This window comes from Methanocella sp. (assembly GCF_035506375.1).
Lineage (GTDB): Archaea > Halobacteriota > Methanocellia > Methanocellales > Methanocellaceae > Methanocella.
The window spans coordinates 75,703-95,866 of sequence record NZ_DATJPM010000080.1 but is presented as its reverse complement, the minus strand read 5'-3'; the positions used below and the strand labels follow the sequence as shown (position 1 = coordinate 95,866).

Below are 20,164 nucleotides of genomic sequence, written 5' to 3'. Positions count from 1 at the left end.
ACCCCGCCGGTCTATTATACTTAACTAGCGGGATACCTTATAAAGATATACCGGAGGAAATGCCAATACTTTTACTGCGGTCATTATCGTAACGTTTTTGCCCACAGCCATTATACCTCTACTTATGAGCCAGACCCTGCAGTACGAGATCGACCCGCTGCGTATCTCGGGCGAGTTCGTGGGCAGCGTGCTGGTGGCCGTGGACGTGATGGCGTACTCCAGGGAGGACTACCCGCGCCCGGAATCAGCCATATGCTTAATAGCTGCGGCCCACACGAATAACCTGAGCTCGATCAGCAAGGCCTATACGAGATTGTTCGTCGCCGGCGCCCCGACGCTGCTGGAAGAGAAGCTTATATTGCGGGATTTCGCCGCCTATCTCGATATGTTCGATGGAGGCACGCTGGCCGCCCACTATGGCGCCTCCGACTCGCCCGACGAGGGCTTCGACGTGCCTTATTTATTAGCCCGCGCGAAAAATGAGCATCCGGAGCTGTATGCGTCGCTGAGGCGGCCGCTCGGTCGGCTCCGCCGGCACGATACCTGCGCCTTCGTCAAGGAGAACATGAGCCTGCCCTCGGCGGAGCTCGACTACGTGGAGAGCTACTACGGCCTCGCCCGCCGGCCGGACGCCATCATCCCGGACACGAGGGCGGCGATGGACAGCTACTGGCGGACGGGCGACGCCCCGGCGCTGAAGAGCGGGCTCGCGAACGCGTATAACTGCCTCCGCATCGCCCAGGCCCAGATTAAGAAAACAATTTGCTGCACCGATATTCCGCTATAAAGGCGGAAAAAATAAGCGGAAACCACAAAAGATTTAAAAGACACTAGTGTTAAAAGTGATTTATATGACGAAGACAGATTCTCCCGCTGAACCTTTCTCGGAGCCGCTGGCTGAGAGCCAGGCCCTCGAAAAGGAGAAGCAATCTATCCAGGAAGAGCTCGACCTGCTCAAGCTCCAGTACGAGGAGCTCAAATCCCGGCTCTTCGAATCCACTATCATGAATAGTAATAATCTAAAGGAGATCCAGCGGCTCCAGCAGGAGGTCGCCCACCTCAGGAGGACTCCTTTATTCATCGCCAGCGTCATCGAGATCGTCGACGGCGGCATGGTCCTTTTACGCCAGCATGGCAACAACCAGGAGGTTTTAACGAAACCGTCGGACGAGATCCTGGGCAAGCTGGAGCTGGGCACCCGCGTGGCGGTAAATAACTCCCTGGCCATCGTTAAGATCCTGGAGAAGCCGGCCGACGTTAGGGCAAGGGTCATGGAGGTCATCGAGGCCCCCGGCGTGAGCTACGAGGACATCGGCGGCCTGGAGGACCAGATCCGCGAGGTCGTCGAGACCGTCGAGCTGCCCCTCACCGAGCCCGAGCTGTTCGCCAGCGTGGGCATCGAGGCGCCCCGGGGCGTGCTGCTGTACGGCCCTCCCGGCACCGGCAAGACCTTACTGGCCAAGGCCGTGGCGCATGCGTCCAAATCGACCTTTATCCGCATGTCGGGCTCCGAGCTCGTCCATAAGTTCATCGGCGAGGGAGCCCAGCTTGTGCGTGACCTGTTCCAGATGGCCCGAGACAAGGCGCCGAGCATCATCTTCATCGACGAGCTTGACGCCGTGGGCGGAAGGCGTACGCACGACGGCACCACCGGCAGCGCCGAAGTGAACAGGACCATGATGCAGCTCCTGTCCGAGATGGACGGCTTCACCGACCGGGGCAACGTGCGCATAATGGCGGCCACGAACCGTATCGACATGCTGGACCCGGCCATTCTGAGGCCCGGCCGGTTCGACCGTATCATCGAGATCCCCCTGCCCGATGAGAAGGGCCGTGAGGCGATCTTCAAGATCCACACCCGGAAGATGACCATGGACGCCGACGTGGACGTGCCCAAGATTCTCAAGGAGATGTCCGAGGTCAGCGGTGCCGACATCAAGTCCATCGTCACCGAGGCCGGCATGTTCGCCATCAGGAGGCGCAGCAAGTCGGTCAGCGCCGACGACTTCGAGAAGGCGATCAAGAAGGTCATCCACAAGGAAGAAGTCGCCTTAGCGCCGCCCAACACGGTGTACGCTTAAGATTAAAATGGGGCGCAAGCCCCGTATATTACTTTTTTTATAGTCCTTATCCATCCTTATTTTCGCCTGCGCATAATATAAATACGAAGGCCATCTTAAGGCTTCTATACACTAGAGGCGTAGGTCTATATGGCGAAGGATAACGATAAGGGTAAAAAAGCCAAAAGCGCTTCGAAGAAGGGCAAGAAACAGCAGAGGGACTGGAAAAAGATGATAATACCGCTGTTTCTGGTCGTGACCATGCTGGGGACCGTCGTCGCCTATGTGGCGAGCAGCAACTGGTCCAGCCGCATCGGTAATAATGAGCAGAGCTCGAGCACGACCAGGGCGTTCGGCGGCATCCAGGACGGCCTCAGCCTCATCCCGCAGGGGGCGGGTTTTGCGCGGTACGCGGACCTGAAGAACGATTCCGTGCTCAGCAATGCCGTCGATAGCTATATCTGGCTAAAGGGCTCGCTTCCGTCTTCCCAAATCTTCGGCGTTAGCCCGAAGCGGGACCTGTTCGCAATATACCCGGCGGGGCACTTCGGCAGCTTCAGCGACCAGTTCGTGTCCCTGACAGATTTTGGGACCTCGAAGATCAACACGAGCTATCCGGACTATTACGATATTAACGGAGTGATCGCGAAACAGGTCAACTCGATGTATTACTACACGCCCTCGACCGTGCCCGTTGTGAGCGGCCGGATCGAGAACGTGGCGCCGGTCATCAACGTGATGTTCGGCAGCAACGCGAGCGCCTACAAGAACTATTCGGACCTGTTCGACGAGCTCAAGTACAAGCAGATATCCAATGGCGGGATGACGTTCGAGACTGTGGGCACGACTTCTAACCTGACCTACTCGGACAGGTACTATGCGGCCATCGGGCCCGTCGACCCGTCAAACACGTCGGCGTACCGCCTGTACTCGTACGTCGCGATCTTACACACGAATACCACAATACCGGACGCGGACCTGCAGAACCTGGCGCTGCTGCAGGGAGCGATGGAGAAGATGGGCTTCCAGAGCTATAATACCCAGGTCTATGACGATTATATCGTCATCGAGGCGAAGGGGAGCTTGAGCCTCTGCCTGGACGATATGTATAGCCGTTGGGGATTCATAAAGTATCAGGCGGCACTCTAAGGGTGTCGCTTACTCCTTTTTTTAACTTGCTTATCGCTTTACGGTCCTGATATGGGTTTTACCACAAAGGTATAGTCTGGAATATGACCTAAAAAAGGGATGAAAATTTACTCTTTCACGATCTTGGCGCCGCGCCCGTACGTGTACCAGATGCGGCAGGCGCCTTCGGTGGACACCATGCAGGCGCCGACCGGCTTCAGGGGCGTGCACGCCTTGCCGAAGAGCTTACAGTCGGTGGGCTCCTTGATGCCGCGGAGAAGCTCGTTACACAGGCAGCCCTTCGTTTCCCGGCCCTGCTTGAGCGTGATGCCGTACTTCCTGAGCGCGTCGTACTTCTCGAACTGGGGCTTCAGCTTAAAGCCGCTCTCGGGTATGACGGGGAAGCCCCGCCAGACGATGTCACACACGTCGAAGACCTCGGCCATCATGTGCTTTGCCTTGACGTTGCCCTCGCGCTTGACGACGCTCGCGTATGCGTTCTCCACTTCGGCCCGGCCTTCAGCTATTTGTTTGACCAGCATGTACAGGCCGTACATGACCTGCAGTGGCTCGAACCCCGCGATGACCTGGGGCACGTGGAATTGCTCGTACTCCTCAATGCCGCTGATCGTGCAGACGTGGCCGGGGAGCAGGAATCCTGAAAGGCTGGCCTCGCCCTGCTGCAAGAGCCACTTCATGGCCGGGGGCACCAGGCGGTGGGAAACCAGGATGGAAAAGTTATCGGGGGGGCTGGCGAGGACGACGGCCGCCGTAGTGGGCGCCGTGGTCTCGAAGCCGACGGCCATGAACACGACCTCCTTGTCCGGGTGTTCCCGGGCATAGTCGACGGCCTGGCTGATGCTCTGGACGATATGGATCTCGCCCACCGAATCATATAAGGAGGATTTCGTGCCAGGGACTCTTAAAAGGTCGCCGTAGGTGCATATCACCTTGCCCTGCTCCGCTAATTCGACTACGGCGTCTATTTCGGCCTGCGGGGTGACGCACACCGGGCAGCCCGGGCCCATGACAACTTTCACGTTCTTCGGCAGGAGCGAGCGGATGCCGCTCTTTGTGATGGCGTACTCGTGCGTGCCGCATATGTGCATGATCTTGATCTCTCTGCCCGCCGCCAGCCTGTCTATCTTCTCGGCGAGCCCTTTCGCGATCTGTTCCTCTTCCATGTTACCTGCCCACTTCCAGCATTCTATCCAGTGCTTTTTTTGCGCGGATACGAATATTTTCCGGTATCCGTATCTCCGTCCTCATGTCCCTCAGGCTGTCCCGGACCGTCTCCAGCGTGTTCATCTTCATGTTGGGGCACGTGGTATAGGAGGACAGCGGGTAGTACCGTATGCCCGGGTTCTCCTTTTTCAGGCGGTGGATAATGCCCGACTCGGTGCCTATGATGAGGTCGTTTTTTGCCTCCCGGGCGTACTTGATCATGCCGTCCGTGGAGAACACCTTATCCGCCAGGTCGATGACCTCGGGCCGGCACTCCGGGTGTGCCAGCACTTCGGCGCCCGGGTGGTCCATCTTTGCCACGAGCACGTCCCCCGCCGTGATGAGCTGGTGGGTGGGGCAGTAGCCGTGCCAGGGAAGGATCTCTTTGCCGGTGAACCGCTGAGTGTAAGCGGCCAGGTTCTTATCCGGCACGAATATGACCTCGTCTCCCGGAAGAGAGTTGACGACCTTGACGGCGTTGGAGGACGTGCAGCACACGTCGCTCTCGGCCTTGACGTCGGCGCTGGAGTTAACGTAGCAGACGACTTCGGCGCCCGGGTGCTGCGCCTTGAGCGCCCTGACGTCGGCCGCAGTGATCATCCGGGCCATGGGGCATCCGGCCTCCGGGGCCGGGTTCAGCACGGCCTTGCCCGGGTTCAGGATGGCCGCGGACTCGGCCATGAAGTCCACGCCGCAAAAAACGATGACATCGGCGTCGGCCTCGACGGCCTTCTGGCTCAGCCCGAAGGAATCGCCCACGTAGTCGGCGATGTCCTGGACTTCGCCCCGCTGGTAGTTGTGGGCCAGGATGATGGCCCTGCGCGTTTCCTTAAGCTTCGTGATCTCATCGACTAGATTGGCCATACGATTTCCTTTACAATGACGGTGAAGCTATTCTTAAACTCTGGATTACCATGTATTTCCTAATAATTATACTTGTCTATAATGGCCGCTGAGCTTGATAAAAAAGGCGTTTCCCGTATTAACGGGTCCCGAACATTACGTAGAGAATCGTCCCTGTGACGTACGTCTCGACGAAGGCCGCCAAAAACAGCAGAGGGAAGATCCAGACGATGTAGATGACGAGGGCTTCTTTTATTTTATCGAAGAGCCCTTCCTTTTTGCCGAGTAACGCCCGGAGCACGTCTGCGCCCAGCTTCAGGCCGATCGCCGCAGAAATGAACACCATAGGCAGCTCGATGATGCCGTGGGGCACGACGCCCGCCAGAACGTATAGTAAGCTCGTCCGGGCCATGGTCACGCCGATGACGATGCCCAGGATGAGGCCGTTGGCGAGGATGAAGAACGCGGGCACGATGCCGAAGGCCAGGCCGAGGACGATGACCAGCAGGCACTTCAGGGCGTTATTGGCGAATATCCCGAGCATGAGGCCGGCGGGCGACTGCTCCTTCAGCGGCGCCACCTCGCCCTTGAAGCTGGAGACGACCGTATTGCCGACGTCCGGTATGCTAATCGCGGCCAGATAGCCTAAAGCGTAAAACAGGGCGAAAATGACGATAACGGCCAGTATGTAAAGCCTCAGGTCCCAGATGTACCGCAGGAATGTTCTCGGGCCGGGTATCCTCACATCCAATGGCATCGCTACTCCAGGAAAGACGTATGTTAAATTATAGATTACACTATTATATAATTATGTTTTATTTTTATACGGATGTTTAGACCATATAGCCGACCAGGGCGCCGGTGACGAACGTCTCGATGACGGCCGCGATGAACAGCATGGGGACGATCCAGAAAAGGAATATGAGAAGGGCGTTCACGAGCTCTCCGGTGACCAGGTCCTGCATCTTCAGCAGGGACTGGATGGCGTGGAAGCCCAGCTTAAGCCCGATGGCCGTGGCCAGGATGATGGCCGGCAGCTCGAAGATGCCGTGGGGCAGGATGCCCGCGATGAAGACGAGCACGCCCATGCCGGCGCCCAGCTTCGCCACCATCATCTCCAGCACTATGCCGATAACCATGCCGTTGGACACGATGAAGAACAGCGGGAACACGCCGGCGGCCAGGCCGAAGATCATGTCGACCAGTGCACCCGCGGTGTTATTGGCGAAGATGCCCAGTACCATTATCAGCGGCGGCTGGCCTGTCAGCTGGCTGGCCTTATCCTGGAGGCCGGAGAGGAGCGATTGCGCCATGTAGGGCGCCGTCCCCGGGAGCGCGTAGCCGGCGGCCGTGGAGACGAGGAAGAGCACGACCACGATGCCGATGAATGTTCGCGAGTCGCTCACGTACTTCACGAAACTGGAAGGGCCGGGTATGCGGGGCCGGAGGTCAGCCATGGATGAACACCAGCTCAAGCGTGTTGCGGATGCCCGGGCCGAATCCGAGCACGAGCAGGACGAACTTGAGGATGTAGTATAAATCCTTGTCCTCGATGAAATACTTCTCTATCAGGTATATCACGGGTATGAAAACGGCGAGCTTCAGGAAGTACATGACGAAGGCCGTGTGGGTGATGTCGATGAACAGCGTCGGCACGACATGCTTCTCCGCGAAACCGGTCACGATGTCCACGGCCGTGAACGTGGAGGAGGCGTCGAACATGTGTGCCCCAAGGATGGCGACGTTCAGGGGCATGGTGAGGAAGCCTATTTTCAGGCGGCGGGCGATGAGGTATATGACCCCGGTGAAGGTGAAGGCCAGCGCGATGACGACGATCGGCGCCCACCAGACCCACACCGGCTGCGTCAGCAGCAGGGTGCCCCAGACGATGACGATGCCGGCGATGCCCGCCCAGAAATACGGCTTCGAGTAGTCCCCGGCCCGGCCGGACCTCTCCAGGTAGACGCAGATGAGCAGCACCGCCAGCGTGATGAGGAACGCCAGCACGTACACGAGCGGCGTGATGAACATATAGCTCAGCGGGGGCGAGAGCAGGTGGACGTCCTCCAGGTTCCGCAGCGAGGCCCCCAGGATGATGTAGGGCGCCGTCGCCATTATCAGGCGCTCGTCTATCTTGAGCTTCAGTAACTCCATTAACTTTAATATGGCAAAGAGGCTTATACCAAGGATAATAGCGTAGGTCAGCGTATTTACGACGTTGTAGCCTTCATTGTAGATTATAGGGTCGATAAAGTATTTGGCGATGAATGAGCCTATGTCCATGAAATCCATCGGGGTGTCTATACGGGTGAACTTGACATAAATATATCTAAGCACAGCGAAAAGTGGATGCAGCTCCCGCGCAACGTTATCGCAGGGCCCGGCGCCCTGGAGAGCGTGGGCCCGATTTGCCGCTCCATGCGCCTCAAGGGCCGTGCGCTCATAGTCACGGGCAGGACCACGAAGGGCATCGCCGGCGACGCGGTCGCCGAGAGCCTCCGGAAGAACGGATACGAGGCCGATTTTTTAATCGTCGAGAGCGCTACGATGGAGAACGTGGAAAAAGCCAAGTCGGCCGCGAAGGACGCCAACGCCGAATTTTTACTGGGCGTAGGAGGCGGCAAGGCCATCGACATCGCCAAGCTGGCGTCATCACAGCTCGACATGTACTTCATCAGCGTCCCGACTGCGGCTTCCCACGACGGCATCGCCTCGTCCAGGGCATCCATCATCCAGAACGGCAAGTCTGTTTCCAACCAGGCGGAGGCGCCGCTGTGCGTCATCGCCGACACGGGAATCATCATGAAGTCGCCGTATAGATTGCTCGCCTCGGGCTGCGGCGACATCATTTCGAATTACACGGCGGTGCTCGACTGGCGGCTGGCCGCCAGGCTCCGCAACACCTATATTTCCGAGTATTCCGCGGCCCTTTCGGAGATGACCGCCCGCATGGTGCTGGATTACGCCCGGGATATCAAGCCCGGGCTCGAGGAGTCCGTTCGCCTGGTGGTCAAGGCCCTCGTCTCGTCGAGCGTCGCCATGAGCATCGCGGGCTCTTCCGCCCCCGCGAGCGGCAGCGAGCACAAGTTCTCCCACATGCTCGACCAGATCGCCCCTAAGCCCGCCTTACACGGCGAGCAGTGCGGCGTCGGCACCATCATGATGATGTACCTGCACGGCGGCGACTGGCAGCGCATCAGGGATGCATTAAAGACTATTGGCGCCCCGACTACGGCTGCCGAGCTAGGCATCGATGATAAATATATAATAGAGGCGCTGGTTAAAGCCCATAATATCAGGCCAGAGCGGTACACCATTTTAGGGGACAAAGACCTGCCCCGTGAGGCGGCGGTTAACATTGCGAGAACTACAAAGGTCATTGAGTAATATAAGGGTTAAATCTTTTTTCTTTTAGCGGGTCGACGCCTTGCTGATGCAAGGCTACTCGGCGTTTCGGATGCTCCTACCTCAGGGCCGGTCTTGTCAGCGTGCACGGGCTTCGCCGCGCTGCTTCCAAGCCCTGCTTGAATTGGCATCAGCCAAAAGCAGCGTTTTAGAAAAAAAAATCTCTGTCAGGCCAATAGGGTGGGTTCGTGGTCATGCTGCCAGCAGTTTAGAAGTGATTATTGAAAGTTAGACTTTTAAATTTTGTGGTTAATATAATAAATGCTAGCCCTGCTTCCAGTTTGGTGGTTTAATCGTTAATTTCTTTAATAAATAAATCTTACTTATGTTTTAAAGAGGTTTTTTTTAATGCACGTGGCAGAAACTTAAAGGTTCTATGAGTAGCGGGCAAAAATCGGGGGCTCCGGCTGATAGCTGGGAAGAGAATTGGTCGCTTATAGAGAACTTTCTTGATTTAGTGTATGTGGTCAAGCCTGATGGCGCCATCATCTTTGTCAGCCCGCAGATATCTCAATACGGGTACCAGTCTGAAGAATTATTATCTCGTAACATCTTCGAGTTCATCACCCCGGATTGCCGGGAGTACGTATCCCGGAAATTCGAGAAGAGCCTGGCGAGTGGTGAGAGCTTTCCAACTGAGTTTAAGTGGCAGGGGAAAGGGGGTCAAACCTTTTGGGTTGAGGCATTAGGCAGAACGGTTTACGATGATGCGAGGCGGCCTCTCTACCAGGTAGGCGTGATAAGGGACATCAGTGAACGCAAGCAGGCCGAGGAGGCGCTGCGGAATAGCGAGGAGAAGTTCCATTTGTTGGCTGATTCGGCTAATGTCGGCATTCTGCTTGTCCAGGATGAAGACATTATTTATATTAATCGGGCGCTCGCTGCGATTGCCGGATATACGGTCGAGGAATGCAAGCATTTAAAGTACTGGGACGTGATGCCTCAAGAAAAAAAGGAATATATCCGCTGGGCAGGTAATGCGAGACAGCAGGGATGGGTCGGCCCATCGAGATCCGAACTCAAGGTAATTGGAAAAGATGGGAGGGAAATATGGCTGGATTGTTCTTGGACGGTTCCCATATTGGGGGGAAGGCCCGCTGTGATTGTAATGTGCGTCGATATCACCGAACGCAAACGGGCCGAGGAGGCTTTGCGGGAGAGCGAGAGAAAGTTCAGCGTTTTAGCGGAAACCTCTTCGGCAGCGATCCTCGTGTATCAGGGTAAAAAGAACCTTTATGTTAACCATGCGGCGGAACTGCTTTCCGGGTATACAAAAGAAGAGCTATCATCAATTGATTATTTCGACCTTATACACCCCGACCATCTGGAGTTTATTAAAAACCGTGCGTTCGATCTGCCCAAGGGCCAACAAGTGCCCCAACGATATGATGTTAAAGTAAAAACAAAAAGCGGTGAAGAGAAATGGGTAGACGTTTCCGCGGGATTTCTTGATTTTATGGGTTCGCCTGCCGGGATTATTACGGCTATTGACATTACTGAGAATAAGCGGGCCGAGGCAGAGCGTGAGCGGTTGTTAAAAGAGGTTGATGAGCAGTATGCTCGCTTAAAAGCCATCATTGACGCATTGCCGGTAGGATTATTCATTTATGATATGACGGGAGCCGTACTTGTTCAAAATGAAATTGCGGTTAAAATATGGGGTGGAACCGCGCCGATGGTGAAGAAGTGGAACGAATTTGATGTTTATAAGGCGTGGCGGACGGATACAGATAAGTCCTTAAAAAATGAGGAAAGAGCCACTACCAGGGCGTTAAAAGGCGAGACCGTTATCGGCCTCATGCTGGATATTCAACGGTTCGATGGTCTATACAGCACGATACTTGTTTCCTCGGCGCCGATGAGAGACTCCAAGGGGAGCATCATCGGGGCGGTCGTAATCAACCAGGATATCACCGAGATTAAAAAGATGGAAAAGGAGTTGAGCGAGGCCAGGATGCAAGCAGAACTTTATCTCGACCTTATGGGCCATGATATAAATAATATGCATCAGATCGCTTTAGGCTACCTTGAGCTGGCGAAGGACACGCTGCAGGGCGAGGAACAGACATTGCTCCTCGATAAACCAGTCGAGGTTTTAAAAAGAAGTACACAGCTTATAGACAACGTTAGGAAGCTTCAAAAACTCCGCGATGGGAAGTTTCAGACAGAGGATATTGATATTATCCCTCTGCTCGCGAATTTACAAAGGGAATTTGGGGCATTTCCTAACAAGAGTGTCATTTTAAACGTTAATTGCCATGAGCATTGCCTGGTCAGGGCCAACGAATTACTACTTGACATATACGCCAATCTAATAACTAATGCTATAAAGCATACGGGTGATAAGGCACGCATCACTTTAGATCTGGATATCGCGGACAATAATGGCGTTAAATATTGTCGGGTGGCGGTGGAAGATAATGGGCCGGGCATCCCGGACGATAAAAAGGCCACGATATTTAATAGGACATTGAAGGGCTCAAATAAAGCGAGAGGCATGGGCCTGGGGTTATACATCGTCAAATCACTCGTGGACAGCTATGGCGGCAAAGTATGGGTGGAAGACCGGGTAGTTGGTGATCACACGCAGGGCGCAAGGTTCGTGGTCATGATACCGGCCGTCGAAGAGTGATAACAATCAAAGCATTTTTAAAGCTAAGTGCTGTGTTGAACATGCCTTTTTAAGTCTCGGAGTGTACGGAGGACAGTACTTTTCACCACAAAGGCCGGTAGTTCCGTGTTTGTTATGTGATCGTTCGTCTTTGTTTGTGTCGTTCGCTGATTTGTTCGGTTTTTTAACACTAAAACACGAAAGACTTTTTAGTCCCACGTAAGGGGCACGAACTGCACTAAAGTAGATGCTTTCACGTTAAAACACTAAACAACCTCTCGAAGGGGCACGGACCCCACTAAATTAATTGAAACACTAGAAAAAGCATATAAAATAAAATATAAGGATCATGCCGTCCTCGTGTTTCAATCCTTTGGTGGTTTGGTGTTCATTCGGGAGGTTGTTTCGTGTTTTGAACACAAGGCATGAGCCTTAGTGATTTTAGTGCCCCTTACGTGGGATATAAAAGAATTCGTGCTTTCGTGTTACCAACCGGAGGGATCAACTCCACGGGAACGGCCGGCGAGTCCGAAACGCCTCGACGACCGCATATTGTTACACATGATAATTCGTATCGCCGCCATCTTGGTAGTTTCTCTTTAATTTGTTTACAGGAAATACAATCATAGGATATACTGTATGCGTTTAAGTTAATAAGAACATATAATATTGTATTAACATGGATACATGAGCGTAAAAGATGAAGGAGAAAAATTACCGCTTATTGTTGTGGCTAAATATCAGAGTAAAACCTATATAGCCCTTCCCATGCCCTCGTAACATGAGGATATATTTTATGGGACGGCCTAAATCCTATTAAAAACATTCTCGAACAGGGATCCCGGTATGTCTGAACTCGATAAAATCTTAGAGAGAAAAAAGGAAAGAAAAGCAAGGCTACAGGAGGCTTTAGAATCTATAGTAAGCCAGCTAAAAAACCTTGGGGCATTAAAGATCATCGTTTTCGGTCGTTTACCATGGATGAGGTAGACGTAAATAGCGATCTTGACCTGTTTGTGCTCATGCCTTCCACCCGGGCGGGGAAAGAATGGATGGACATCGTCTATGATACCATTGAAAGAAGAGTTGCATCGGACCTTATCATATATAACGATAGAGAATTCAGAGAGCGGTTGCCGACAAGCGCGTTTCTTCAAAATGTCGTAAAGGGGAAGGTAGTCTATGAGAAGGCCGGCTAAGGAAGAAGCCTTACGGTGGCTAACACAGGCAAAGGACGAGTTCGATGATGCTGGCGAGCTGAGGAAAAGAGGAAGGTTCTACCTGGCCTTATTCCATTTTCAGCAGGCGGCGGAAAAAGCCCTCAAGGCATACCTTTATCTGGGAGCGAAATCGACCGAAATATTCCGCCTTCATTCAATCGGCGACCACGCGGAGATGGCGTTCGACATGGACCCGGACTATGAAAAAGTAAAGAATGCTAAAAAGCTGGATAAGTATTATTTTATTACGCGATACCCTAACGGGCTCCCCGGGGACGTCCCTTCGAGGTTTTTTGACGACCCCGAAGAAGCCGAGGAGGCGATGCGCCTTGCCAAAATCGTTGTCGAGCTGGCCGAAAGGAAGATCAACGCATCGACGTGAGAATTCGAGAACCTTAACCATCTTAGAGGGCCTTGACGATCACATAATTTTAATGCAATACGTTAAATATCAGGGAAGCGGCTCTTCGACGTTCTCCTCTTTCCTGGGCGGCCCCTCGATAATCTCGACCTGCACTTCGTTCTTATCCATGTCTATGAACTTCCACCGGCCGTCCTCCTCGATCAGGTTCAGGCCGGGGCCCAGGCTCTTATCGTTCTTCGTGATGACCTTGCCGTAGCGGTGAACTCCCATGGGCGTGATGTATTTTAGGCGGGTCATTGAATAGTCGGCGGAGCTCATGCACGGGATGACCATGACGTCGGTGATGACGCCCTTATCGCCGATGAGCAGTAAAGGCACTTCGGATTCCCTGCCAGCGGCCGTGGCGGTCTCGTACGCTTCGCGCTCGATCTTCATAAACCGTATATTCGCTTATAATAAAATAAGCCTTTTTACTAGAGTATAAAAAATATAGACAAAAAGGATAAAAAGCTAAATTTTTTTATGGCGACTCGAACACTTTAACGCTCTTCATCTTATCGCCCTGCTTTATCTTAAGGACGACGTCCATGCCCTTCTCGACCTGGCCGAAGACGGTGTGCTTGCCGTCCAGGTGGGGCTGGGGCGCGTGGGTGATGAAGAACTGGCTGCCGCCGGTGTCCCGGCCCGCGTGGGCCATCGAGAGGGCGCCCTTCGTGTGCTTATGGGCGTTCGGCTGGTAGCACTCGCACTTGATCGTGTAGCCGGGCCCGCCGGTGCCGTCCCCCTTAGGGTCGCCGCCCTGGACGACGAAGCCGGGAATGACGCGGTGGAACTTGAGCCCGTTATAGAACCCGGAGTTCGCCAGCTTCTCGAAGTTCTTCACAGTGTTCGGGGCATCCTTGTCGAAGAGGACGATCTCGATGTTGCCCTTATCCGTTTCGATGATGGCCTTTTTCATGATATCAACAGGAAAAAGGTAAAGCTCATACTATTTATATTTACCATGAAAAGCGGCCTGCTTGCATAAGGGTTTTAAGCTAATAGTGCCTATGGGATTTCGTCGGGACATGAAAGGAAAGACTGCGGTTTTACTCGCTATTTTACTCTTACTCTGTGTACCTCCGGCACTCGCCCAGACGGCCGGGGACGTACCGTCCACGGTCTTCCAGGATCGGGGCCTTAACGTCTCGGTCGGGCAGTCCAGCTTCACTTTTAATCAGACCCCCGCCAACGAGACGCTGTCTATCATGGTGGCGAACCCGACGAGCTCCCCGATGGACGTCTACCTCGAGGTCTACCAGGACGAGCAGTGGAACATGGTCGAGAAGCTCGGAAGCCTTGCCGCGGGGAAGTCTGGCACCTTCGACTATCCTGTCAACTTTACCTACAGCGGCAAGAGCCAGGAAGTCGACCAGTTTGGCGTCGTGGGCAGGACCTACTCGGGCTATCTGGGCAACGTATTCTCGGTCACGGAGGACTGGTCGATGTACGAGGACGCGCTCAAGTCCTCGCTGTCGTTCTTCGGCGTCATCTCGGCGGCCGTGCTTATCGTAATATTGATCGTCTTGGTCACCGGCGCCATGTCCATCGCGCAGCGCGAGAGGCACGGCCCGGACAAAGAGTACAATCTGCGCACGCTGTTCTTCCCCATCACGAAGATGCGTCCCGTGGCCGAGCGGATCGCGGATATCATCATCAACCCCTTCTTCTGGGTCATCGAGATGGCGCTGGGCGCTCTGCTGGTGCTCCTCATATTATGGTTCTCGCTTCACGACATCCGCCCCGACATCGGCTGGCTGGTGTTCATCGTGGGCGGCGTGGCGGCCATATTCATGCCCGTGATCTTCCTGATCATCGGCTGGCTGGCGGACTACTACGAGCGCGAGCCTTTACGGTTCATCGTGGGCCTCTTCATGTGGGGCGTGATGGCCACCTTCTTCGCCTTCTTCATCAACACGACAATATCGCTGATAGCGGGCCTCGTCCTTAGCGCCGGGGCCGCCGATCTCGTCGTCGCCGTGCTCGTGGCCCCGGTCGTGGAGGAGACGGCTAAGGGGACCGGTTTATTGATACTGTCTGGCCACCATGACTTCGACAACGTGTTCGACGGCATCATCTTCGGCTTCTCAATCGGCATGGGCTTCGCGTTCATCGAGAACTGGCTGTACTTCGCCACGAACGCCAGCCCGGTGGTCGTGGGAGGCCTGGTGGCGTGGGCGTATAATATCCTGTACCGCTCGTTCCTGTGCTCCCTGGCCCACGGCTGCTTTACAGCGGCCACGGGCGTCGCCATCGGCTATTTCAAGAGCCGGACCAAGTCCACGGGCTTCGCCGTCGCGGGGTTCTCCATGGGCCTGCCCATCGCCATCCTGCTCCACGGGACATTTAACCTGACTGCGGTCTTCGACTCCATCATGCAGACGGCCTTCGGCGTCCCCGTGCCGGTGTTCGACCCCCTGCTGACCATCGTGGTCACCGGAATATACATAATACTTGGCGCATATTTACAGTTACAAATGAAGGATAAGGCACAGAACAGGTGAATGTATAATGCCGACAAGCAAGAAACAGATGGAAAAGCTGAACAAGGTGAAGAAGGCGAAGGCTGAGGAACTGGCGAAACAGGCTGCTTCGGGCAGCGCGTCCGCGAAGAAGAAGCTCCAGAAGCTCCAGAAAAAGCTCAAGTAAACTCATTATTCGTTTTAATTTTCCAATTCATTTTTTTATTGTAGCAGTGGAGTGTGCTCTATCATGCCCGCCGCGCTCACGCAGGAATCCCGCAGCGTCATAGACGGCACCACGCCGAAAGGGGTCTTGAGGGACCTCAAGGCGGCGGTGCGAGAGTACGGTAAGGAGGCGCAGCGCCCCATCACGCCCGAAGAGCGTCGCCGCCTGGAGCTCAAGCTGCACCGCATGCTCGTCTGGGTGGGCGTGCTCACCCCGTTCGAGTTCGAGCTGGGCGGAAAAGTGGTCCCGCTGCACGAAATCGTCTGGGACCTGCTGGCCAAGGACTGCCTGACCGACGAGGAGAAGGAGTACGTCCGCAAGCTGATATACAGGCTGCAGGCGCACGAGCACGTCGACGAGGAGATCCTGCATAGCAGCCAGCTCACCGTCGCCGAGGCGAACGTGATCTTCAAGGAGGCCCGGGGCCTGCTGCGGGCGATATTGAGCCTTAAGTCCCTGGTGGGACGTAAGGACGTCTGTACCGTAAAGACCCGGGCGAGCCAGCGTCATCTCGAAGAGGCGAAGTACTGGCTGGGCTTTTTGAAGCAGATCACCTGAAAAATCATGCCTCGTGCCGGACCTCGTCCTTTTTAAGCACTTCATCGGGGTGGGCGTGCACGTCGCCGGTGACGAACGTCATGACAGTGCCCTCCTTGGTCTTCATGACCAGGGCGCCGTCCTCGCTGATGTCCACGGACTGGCCCTCGTAGAGCCTGTCCTGGTCCTTGACTATTATGTGGCCGCCCAGCGGGTAGGCGAGCTGCTTGTACTCGTCCAGGATGACGCCGTACTGGCCGTCGTTGAAGTTCTGGTACTGGCGCTCGAACTCGACGAGTAACGCGTCGATGAAGTCCCTGCGGGACACTGTCCTGCCCAGCTCCTCCTTGATGGAGGTTGCGGTCTTCTGTATTTTCTGGGGGAAGGAGAGTCTCTCGACGTTCACGTTGACGCCGAAGCCCAGCACGATGTATTTTATGCTGTTCACGTCCATGGCCATGTCCGTGAGGATGCCGCAGACCTTGCGGCCGTCGATTAAAATGTCGTTAGGCCAGTTGATCTTAGCGTCCAGGCCGTAGAGGCCCCGGATCGTCTTGCACACGGCCGACGCGGCCGCTAACGTTATTTTGGTCGCGTGCCGGGGCTGTGCCCGGGGCCGGAGTATTAATGAGAAGCATACGCCGCCGAACGGGGATATCCACTCCCGGCCGATGCGCCCCTTGACGCCGCCGCTCTGGGTCTCGGCGAGCACCATGGTGCCCTCCTCGGCGCCGGCCGCCGCCATTTCTTTCGCTATGCGGTTGGTGGAGGCGACCTCCTCGAAGTACTGGATCCGGTGGCCCAGCACCTTCGTCTTGAGGCCCTTTTTGATTTCTTTGGGGATGAGCTTGTCCTCGTTCAGGATGTTCTTCGATATGAAACTGGTACTGTAGTCGCCCTTGCGGAAATAGGCGTTGAACAGTATCATCTTGTGGAAGGGAATGGTGGTCTTGACGCCCTCGACCACGTACTCGTCCAGCGCCCGCCGCATGCGGTTGATGGCGCCCATCCGCGTCGAATCCCACACGATGAGCTTGGCGATCATGCTGTCATAGTAGGGCGGTATCTCGTAGCCCGCATAGGAGCAGCCGTCGATGCGCACGCCCGGGCCGCCTGGGGCCATGTACGTGGTGATCTTCCCGGGCGATGGGAAGAAGTTCTCCTGCGGGTCCTCCGCGTTGATCCTGCACTCGATGGCGTGGCCGTTTATCTTTATGTCGCTCTGCCTGTATGGGAGCTCGTCGCCCGCGGCGATGCGCAGCTGCTCCTTGACCAGGTCCATGCCCGTGATCAGTTCCGTCACGGGGTGCTCGACCTGGATGCGGGTGTTGACCTCCATGAAATAAAAATTACCGTACTTGTCCAGTAAGAATTCGAAGGTGCCGGCGTTCTCGTACTTGACTGCCTTGGCGCCCTGGACGGCGGCGTTGCCCATGGTCTCCCGCAGCACGGGCGTCATCCTGGGCGACGGGGCCTCTTCGAGGAGCTTCTGGTGTCTTCTTTGTATGGAGCAGTCCCTCTCCCCCAGGTGGATGACATTGCCGCTCTTATCGGCTAAGATCTGGAACTCGATATGGCGCGGGTCCTCCAGGTATTTCTCGATGTAGACGTCCCCGTTGTTGAAGAACGCTTCGGCCTCGCGCTTCGCGCTCTCAAGCGCGTCCGGGACTTCGGCGTCCGAGAACACCAGGCGCATGCCTCGGCCGCCGCCCCCGCCCGCGGCCTTGATAATACAGGGATAGCCGAAGCGGTTGGCCAGCTCTATGGCCTCGTCGGCGCTCCTCACGGTGCCCGGGGAGCCGGGTATGAGCGGCAGGCCCGCCTTCTTCATGGTGCTCCGGGCCACGGTCTTGTCGCCAAGTTTTTTAATGACCGAGGGCGAAGGCCCGATGAACGAGACGCCCGCCTTTCGCACTGCCTCGGCGAACGGGGCGTTTTCGGATAAAAAGCCATAGCCCGGGTGCACGGCGTCGCAGCCCGAGTCCTGGGCGACCTCTAAGAGGGCATCCACGCTGAGGTAGCTGCTCTTTGCCGGCGGGGGGCCGATGCTGTAGGCCTCGTCGGCGTACTTGACGTGCAGGGACTTCGCGTCCGCCTCGGAGTAGACGGCCACGGTGGCTATGCCCAGCTCCTTGCACGCCCTTTCGACCCGGAGCGCGATCTCGCCCCGGTTTGCGATCAGTACCTTGTTGAACATTTTTTCACTCGATGACGGCGAGCACTGAGTTCGCCTCTACGTTCTTGCCCTTCTGTGCGTATACGGCCTTTACGACGCCCGAGCTGTGGGCCACGATGTCGTTTTCCATCTTCATGGCCTCCAGGACGGCGATCACGTCGCCCTTCTTCACGCTGTCGCCCACCTTGACGTTGACTTTCAGTATAGTGCCCTGCATGGGGCTCGTCACGGCGCCGTTGGCGGAGGTCTCCTCCACGGCTTCGGCGACCTGCTGGGTGGCCACTGCTCCGATGGGCGGCATGGGCGCGTCCAGCGCATCGATCCGGATCTCCTTGACCTGGCCGTCCATCTCTATTAAAAAGCGCCTGGCGTTGGGCCCGAGCTTTGACTTCTTCGCCGGGGCCGCTTTTGGCTCCAGCGCCTCGGCCGTGATCTCGCCCCTCAGGAACTTTTCGGCGACCTGCGGGTACAGGGCGTACGTGACGTAGTCCTCCTCGGCGACCTTCTCGAGGCCGAGGCCGTCGACGGCAGCGATGACTTCCGGCATCTCGGGCTTCAGGAGGTCCGCGGGCCGGACGGTGATGGGCTTTTCGTCGCCGATGACCTTCTTCTGGATCGCGGGGTCCACGGGTGCCGGAGACCTGCCGTAGAAGCCCTTGACGTAGTCCTTGACTTCCTTCGGCACGACCTTATAGCGCTCGCCCATGACCACGTTGAGCACCGCCTGGGTGCCCACTATTTGCGAGGTGGGCGTGACCAGGGGCGGGTATCCCAGTTCCCGGCGCACGACGGGCACTTCTTTTAATACTGCGTCGTACATTTCCATCTTATTCTGCTGCTTGAGCTGCGAGACCAGGTTGGAGAGCATGCCGCCAGGTATCTGGTAGACGAGCACGTTGACGTCGATCCTCTCTAAAATGGGGTCTATGATGGCCGCGTAACGTTCCTTGACCTTCCAGAAGTACTCGGCGATCTCCGCCAGCAGTTTTAAGTCCAGGTTCGTGTCGTAGGGCGTGCCCTGCAGGGCGCCCACGATGGACTCCGTGGCGGGCTGGGAGGTGCCGAAGGCGAAGGGCGACATGGCGGTATCCAGTATGTCGACTCCTGCGCGGGCCGCCTCGTAATAGCTCATGGGTGCGATGCCGTTGGTGCAGTGGCAGTGTAAGTCGACGGGCAGCCCGACCTCCTTCCTGAGGCGGGACACCAGGTCGTAGGCCGGCCCGGGCATGATAAGCCCGGCCATGTCCTTGATGCATATCGAGTCGCAGCCCAGCGCCGCCAGCTCCTTCGCGATCTCGACGAACTTATCGTTCGAGTGGACCGGGCTGAGCGTATAGCAGAGCGTTCCCTGGACGTGGGAGCCGCACTTCTTGGCGACCATTATGGAGGCCTCCATGTTGCGGATGTCGTTGACGGCGTCGAATACCCTGAAGATGTCGACGCCGTTCTTCGCGGCCAGCGTGACGAACTTCTCGACGACGTCGTCGGAGTAGTGCCGGTACCCTACGAGGTTCTGGCCCCTCAGGAGCATCTGGATCGGAGTGGTCTTCGCGGCCTTTTTTATGATTCTCAGCCGTTCCCACGGGTCCTCGTTGAGGTACCGTATGCACGTGTCGAAGGTCGCGCCGCCCCATGCCTCTAAGGAGTAGAAGCCGACCTGGTCCAGCTTCTCGATGATGGGGACCATGTCCTCGGTCCTCATCCTCGTCGCCGCCAGGGACTGGTGGGCGTCTCTCAGGATCGTTTCTGTAATCTTAACCATGCCCTTTTCCTCACGGGTTAAGCTAAAAGCCCGGCAATATCATAACATAATATTATGAATGCGTTACGGTATTTTTAAGGTTATAAGATATAACCTTAACGCCTCCG

General features: G+C 55.9%; 20 protein-coding genes. 11 read left to right on the top strand and 9 right to left on the bottom strand.

Annotated elements, in window-relative coordinates:
* Positions 1 to 124: 124 nt before the first annotated feature.
* The 3 genes from VMC84_RS11290 (at position 125) to VMC84_RS11280 (ending at position 3,209) form a co-directional block, all read left to right on the top strand.
* A complete protein-coding gene (locus VMC84_RS11290; RefSeq protein WP_325380686.1) occupies positions 125 to 787 on the top strand; it encodes a hypothetical protein in 663 nt (220 codons plus the stop codon).
* Positions 788 to 851: 64 nt separating this feature from the next.
* Positions 852 to 2,081 carry a proteasome-activating nucleotidase gene (locus tag VMC84_RS11285; RefSeq protein WP_325380684.1) on the top strand — a complete coding sequence of 410 codons (1,230 nt, stop codon included), beginning with the start codon at positions 852 to 854 and terminating at the stop codon, positions 2,079 to 2,081.
* A gap of 129 nt (positions 2,082 to 2,210) precedes the next feature.
* Positions 2,211 to 3,209, top strand: a complete 999-nt coding sequence (locus tag VMC84_RS11280; RefSeq protein WP_325380682.1) for a hypothetical protein — start codon at positions 2,211 to 2,213, stop codon at positions 3,207 to 3,209.
* Positions 3,210 to 3,316: 107 nt separating this feature from the next.
* Here VMC84_RS11280 and hypD read toward each other — a convergent pair whose 3' ends face one another.
* From hypD to VMC84_RS11255, 5 genes are all read right to left on the bottom strand, one after another.
* The gene (hypD, locus tag VMC84_RS11275) at positions 3,317 to 4,372 is read right to left on the bottom strand and encodes a hydrogenase formation protein HypD (RefSeq protein ID WP_325380680.1); all 1,056 of its coding nucleotides are present in this window, start codon (positions 4,370 to 4,372) and stop codon (positions 3,317 to 3,319) included.
* Position 4,373: 1 nt separating this feature from the next.
* Positions 4,374 to 5,276 carry a quinolinate synthase NadA gene (nadA, locus tag VMC84_RS11270; RefSeq protein WP_325380678.1) on the bottom strand — a complete coding sequence of 301 codons (903 nt, stop codon included), beginning with the start codon at positions 5,274 to 5,276 and terminating at the stop codon, positions 4,374 to 4,376.
* Between the two features lie 118 nt (positions 5,277 to 5,394).
* Complete coding sequence (locus VMC84_RS11265; protein ID WP_325380676.1) at positions 5,395 to 6,012, bottom strand: stage II sporulation protein M; 618 nt, start codon at positions 6,010 to 6,012, stop codon at positions 5,395 to 5,397.
* Between the two features lie 76 nt (positions 6,013 to 6,088).
* Positions 6,089 to 6,712 carry a stage II sporulation protein M gene (locus tag VMC84_RS11260; protein ID WP_325380674.1) on the bottom strand — a complete coding sequence of 208 codons (624 nt, stop codon included), beginning with the start codon at positions 6,710 to 6,712 and terminating at the stop codon, positions 6,089 to 6,091.
* Complete coding sequence (locus VMC84_RS11255; RefSeq protein WP_325380672.1) at positions 6,705 to 7,547, bottom strand: DUF63 family protein; 843 nt, start codon at positions 7,545 to 7,547, stop codon at positions 6,705 to 6,707. Before VMC84_RS11255 ends, VMC84_RS11260 begins: the two co-directional genes overlap by 8 nt.
* 27 nt (positions 7,548 to 7,574) lie before the next feature.
* Between VMC84_RS11255 and VMC84_RS11250 the strand changes: the two genes are divergently transcribed.
* The 5 genes from VMC84_RS11250 to VMC84_RS11230 all read left to right on the top strand — a co-directional run bounded on the left by VMC84_RS11250 (position 7,575) and on the right by VMC84_RS11230 (position 12,873).
* Positions 7,575 to 8,642 carry an NAD(P)-dependent glycerol-1-phosphate dehydrogenase gene (locus tag VMC84_RS11250; protein WP_349256775.1) on the top strand — a complete coding sequence of 356 codons (1,068 nt, stop codon included), beginning with the start codon at positions 7,575 to 7,577 and terminating at the stop codon, positions 8,640 to 8,642.
* Between the two features lie 394 nt (positions 8,643 to 9,036).
* A complete protein-coding gene (locus VMC84_RS11245; protein ID WP_325380670.1) occupies positions 9,037 to 11,292 on the top strand; it encodes a PAS domain S-box protein in 2,256 nt (751 codons plus the stop codon).
* A gap of 825 nt (positions 11,293 to 12,117) precedes the next feature.
* Positions 12,118 to 12,261, top strand: a complete 144-nt coding sequence (locus tag VMC84_RS11240) for a hypothetical protein (protein WP_325380668.1) — start codon at positions 12,118 to 12,120, stop codon at positions 12,259 to 12,261.
* Complete coding sequence (locus VMC84_RS11235) at positions 12,249 to 12,470, top strand: hypothetical protein (RefSeq protein ID WP_325380666.1); 222 nt, start codon at positions 12,249 to 12,251, stop codon at positions 12,468 to 12,470. The genes VMC84_RS11240 and VMC84_RS11235 overlap by 13 nt, the downstream gene beginning before the upstream one ends.
* On the top strand, positions 12,454 to 12,873 hold the full coding sequence (locus tag VMC84_RS11230; protein ID WP_325380664.1) for a HEPN domain-containing protein: 420 nt from the start codon (positions 12,454 to 12,456) through the stop codon (positions 12,871 to 12,873). Before VMC84_RS11235 ends, VMC84_RS11230 begins: the two co-directional genes overlap by 17 nt.
* A gap of 69 nt (positions 12,874 to 12,942) precedes the next feature.
* Here VMC84_RS11230 and VMC84_RS11225 read toward each other — a convergent pair whose 3' ends face one another.
* Together VMC84_RS11225 and VMC84_RS11220 are read right to left on the bottom strand one after the other, a co-directional pair.
* A complete protein-coding gene (locus VMC84_RS11225) occupies positions 12,943 to 13,290 on the bottom strand; it encodes a hypothetical protein (RefSeq protein ID WP_325380662.1) in 348 nt (115 codons plus the stop codon).
* A gap of 85 nt (positions 13,291 to 13,375) precedes the next feature.
* A complete protein-coding gene (locus VMC84_RS11220; protein ID WP_325380660.1) occupies positions 13,376 to 13,813 on the bottom strand; it encodes a peptidylprolyl isomerase in 438 nt (145 codons plus the stop codon).
* 91 nt (positions 13,814 to 13,904) lie between these two features.
* Here VMC84_RS11220 and VMC84_RS11215 point away from each other — a divergent pair, with 91 nt between their 5' ends.
* The 3 genes from VMC84_RS11215 to VMC84_RS11205 all read left to right on the top strand — a co-directional run bounded on the left by VMC84_RS11215 (position 13,905) and on the right by VMC84_RS11205 (position 16,140).
* Positions 13,905 to 15,398 (top strand): PrsW family intramembrane metalloprotease, encoded by a 1,494-nt coding sequence (locus tag VMC84_RS11215; RefSeq protein ID WP_325380658.1) that lies wholly within the window; start codon positions 13,905 to 13,907, stop codon positions 15,396 to 15,398.
* A 7-nt stretch (positions 15,399 to 15,405) separates the two neighbouring features.
* Positions 15,406 to 15,543, top strand: coding sequence for a hypothetical protein (locus VMC84_RS11210; protein WP_325380656.1), 138 nt, complete (start codon positions 15,406 to 15,408; stop codon positions 15,541 to 15,543).
* Between the two features lie 63 nt (positions 15,544 to 15,606).
* Positions 15,607 to 16,140, top strand: coding sequence for a DUF5788 family protein (locus tag VMC84_RS11205; protein WP_325380654.1), 534 nt, complete (start codon positions 15,607 to 15,609; stop codon positions 16,138 to 16,140).
* 4 nt (positions 16,141 to 16,144) lie between these two features.
* On the opposite strand, the gene accC is transcribed toward VMC84_RS11205, so the two are convergent.
* Positions 16,145 to 18,316 carry an acetyl-CoA carboxylase biotin carboxylase subunit gene (gene accC, locus VMC84_RS11200; RefSeq protein WP_325380652.1) on the bottom strand — a complete coding sequence of 724 codons (2,172 nt, stop codon included), beginning with the start codon at positions 18,314 to 18,316 and terminating at the stop codon, positions 16,145 to 16,147.
* 4 nt (positions 18,317 to 18,320) lie between these two features.
* Positions 18,321 to 20,057 (bottom strand): sodium-extruding oxaloacetate decarboxylase subunit alpha, encoded by a 1,737-nt coding sequence (gene oadA, locus VMC84_RS11195; protein ID WP_325380650.1) that lies wholly within the window; start codon positions 20,055 to 20,057, stop codon positions 18,321 to 18,323.
* Between the last annotated feature and the right edge of the window lie 107 nt (positions 20,058 to 20,164).

What these genes read in the sequence shown, in the direction of transcription:
- oadA (WP_325380650.1), bottom strand. Translation starts at nt 20,057, where the DNA reads ATGGTTAAGATTACAGAAACGATCCTGAGAGACGCCCACCAGTCCCTG.
- VMC84_RS11230 (WP_325380664.1), top strand. Translation starts at nt 12,454, where the DNA reads ATGAGAAGGCCGGCTAAGGAAGAAGCCTTACGGTGGCTAACACAGGCA.
- VMC84_RS11285 (WP_325380684.1), top strand. Translation starts at nt 852, where the DNA reads ATGACGAAGACAGATTCTCCCGCTGAACCTTTCTCGGAGCCGCTGGCT.
- VMC84_RS11210 (WP_325380656.1), top strand. Translation starts at nt 15,406, where the DNA reads ATGCCGACAAGCAAGAAACAGATGGAAAAGCTGAACAAGGTGAAGAAG.
- VMC84_RS11260 (WP_325380674.1), bottom strand. Translation starts at nt 6,712, where the DNA reads ATGGCTGACCTCCGGCCCCGCATACCCGGCCCTTCCAGTTTCGTGAAG.
- VMC84_RS11280 (WP_325380682.1), top strand. Translation starts at nt 2,211, where the DNA reads ATGGCGAAGGATAACGATAAGGGTAAAAAAGCCAAAAGCGCTTCGAAG.
- nadA (WP_325380678.1), bottom strand. Translation starts at nt 5,276, where the DNA reads ATGGCCAATCTAGTCGATGAGATCACGAAGCTTAAGGAAACGCGCAGG.
- VMC84_RS11245 (WP_325380670.1), top strand. Translation starts at nt 9,037, where the DNA reads ATGAGTAGCGGGCAAAAATCGGGGGCTCCGGCTGATAGCTGGGAAGAG.
- VMC84_RS11225 (WP_325380662.1), bottom strand. Translation starts at nt 13,290, where the DNA reads ATGAAGATCGAGCGCGAAGCGTACGAGACCGCCACGGCCGCTGGCAGG.
- VMC84_RS11290 (WP_325380686.1), top strand. Translation starts at nt 125, where the DNA reads ATGAGCCAGACCCTGCAGTACGAGATCGACCCGCTGCGTATCTCGGGC.
- VMC84_RS11205 (WP_325380654.1), top strand. Translation starts at nt 15,607, where the DNA reads ATGCCCGCCGCGCTCACGCAGGAATCCCGCAGCGTCATAGACGGCACC.
- VMC84_RS11240 (WP_325380668.1), top strand. Translation starts at nt 12,118, where the DNA reads ATGTCTGAACTCGATAAAATCTTAGAGAGAAAAAAGGAAAGAAAAGCA.
- VMC84_RS11255 (WP_325380672.1), bottom strand. Translation starts at nt 7,547, where the DNA reads ATGGATTTCATGGACATAGGCTCATTCATCGCCAAATACTTTATCGAC.
- VMC84_RS11215 (WP_325380658.1), top strand. Translation starts at nt 13,905, where the DNA reads ATGGGATTTCGTCGGGACATGAAAGGAAAGACTGCGGTTTTACTCGCT.
- VMC84_RS11265 (WP_325380676.1), bottom strand. Translation starts at nt 6,012, where the DNA reads ATGCCATTGGATGTGAGGATACCCGGCCCGAGAACATTCCTGCGGTAC.
- VMC84_RS11220 (WP_325380660.1), bottom strand. Translation starts at nt 13,813, where the DNA reads ATGAAAAAGGCCATCATCGAAACGGATAAGGGCAACATCGAGATCGTC.
- accC (WP_325380652.1), bottom strand. Translation starts at nt 18,316, where the DNA reads ATGTTCAACAAGGTACTGATCGCAAACCGGGGCGAGATCGCGCTCCGG.
- hypD (WP_325380680.1), bottom strand. Translation starts at nt 4,372, where the DNA reads ATGGAAGAGGAACAGATCGCGAAAGGGCTCGCCGAGAAGATAGACAGG.
- VMC84_RS11235 (WP_325380666.1), top strand. Translation starts at nt 12,249, where the DNA reads ATGGATGAGGTAGACGTAAATAGCGATCTTGACCTGTTTGTGCTCATG.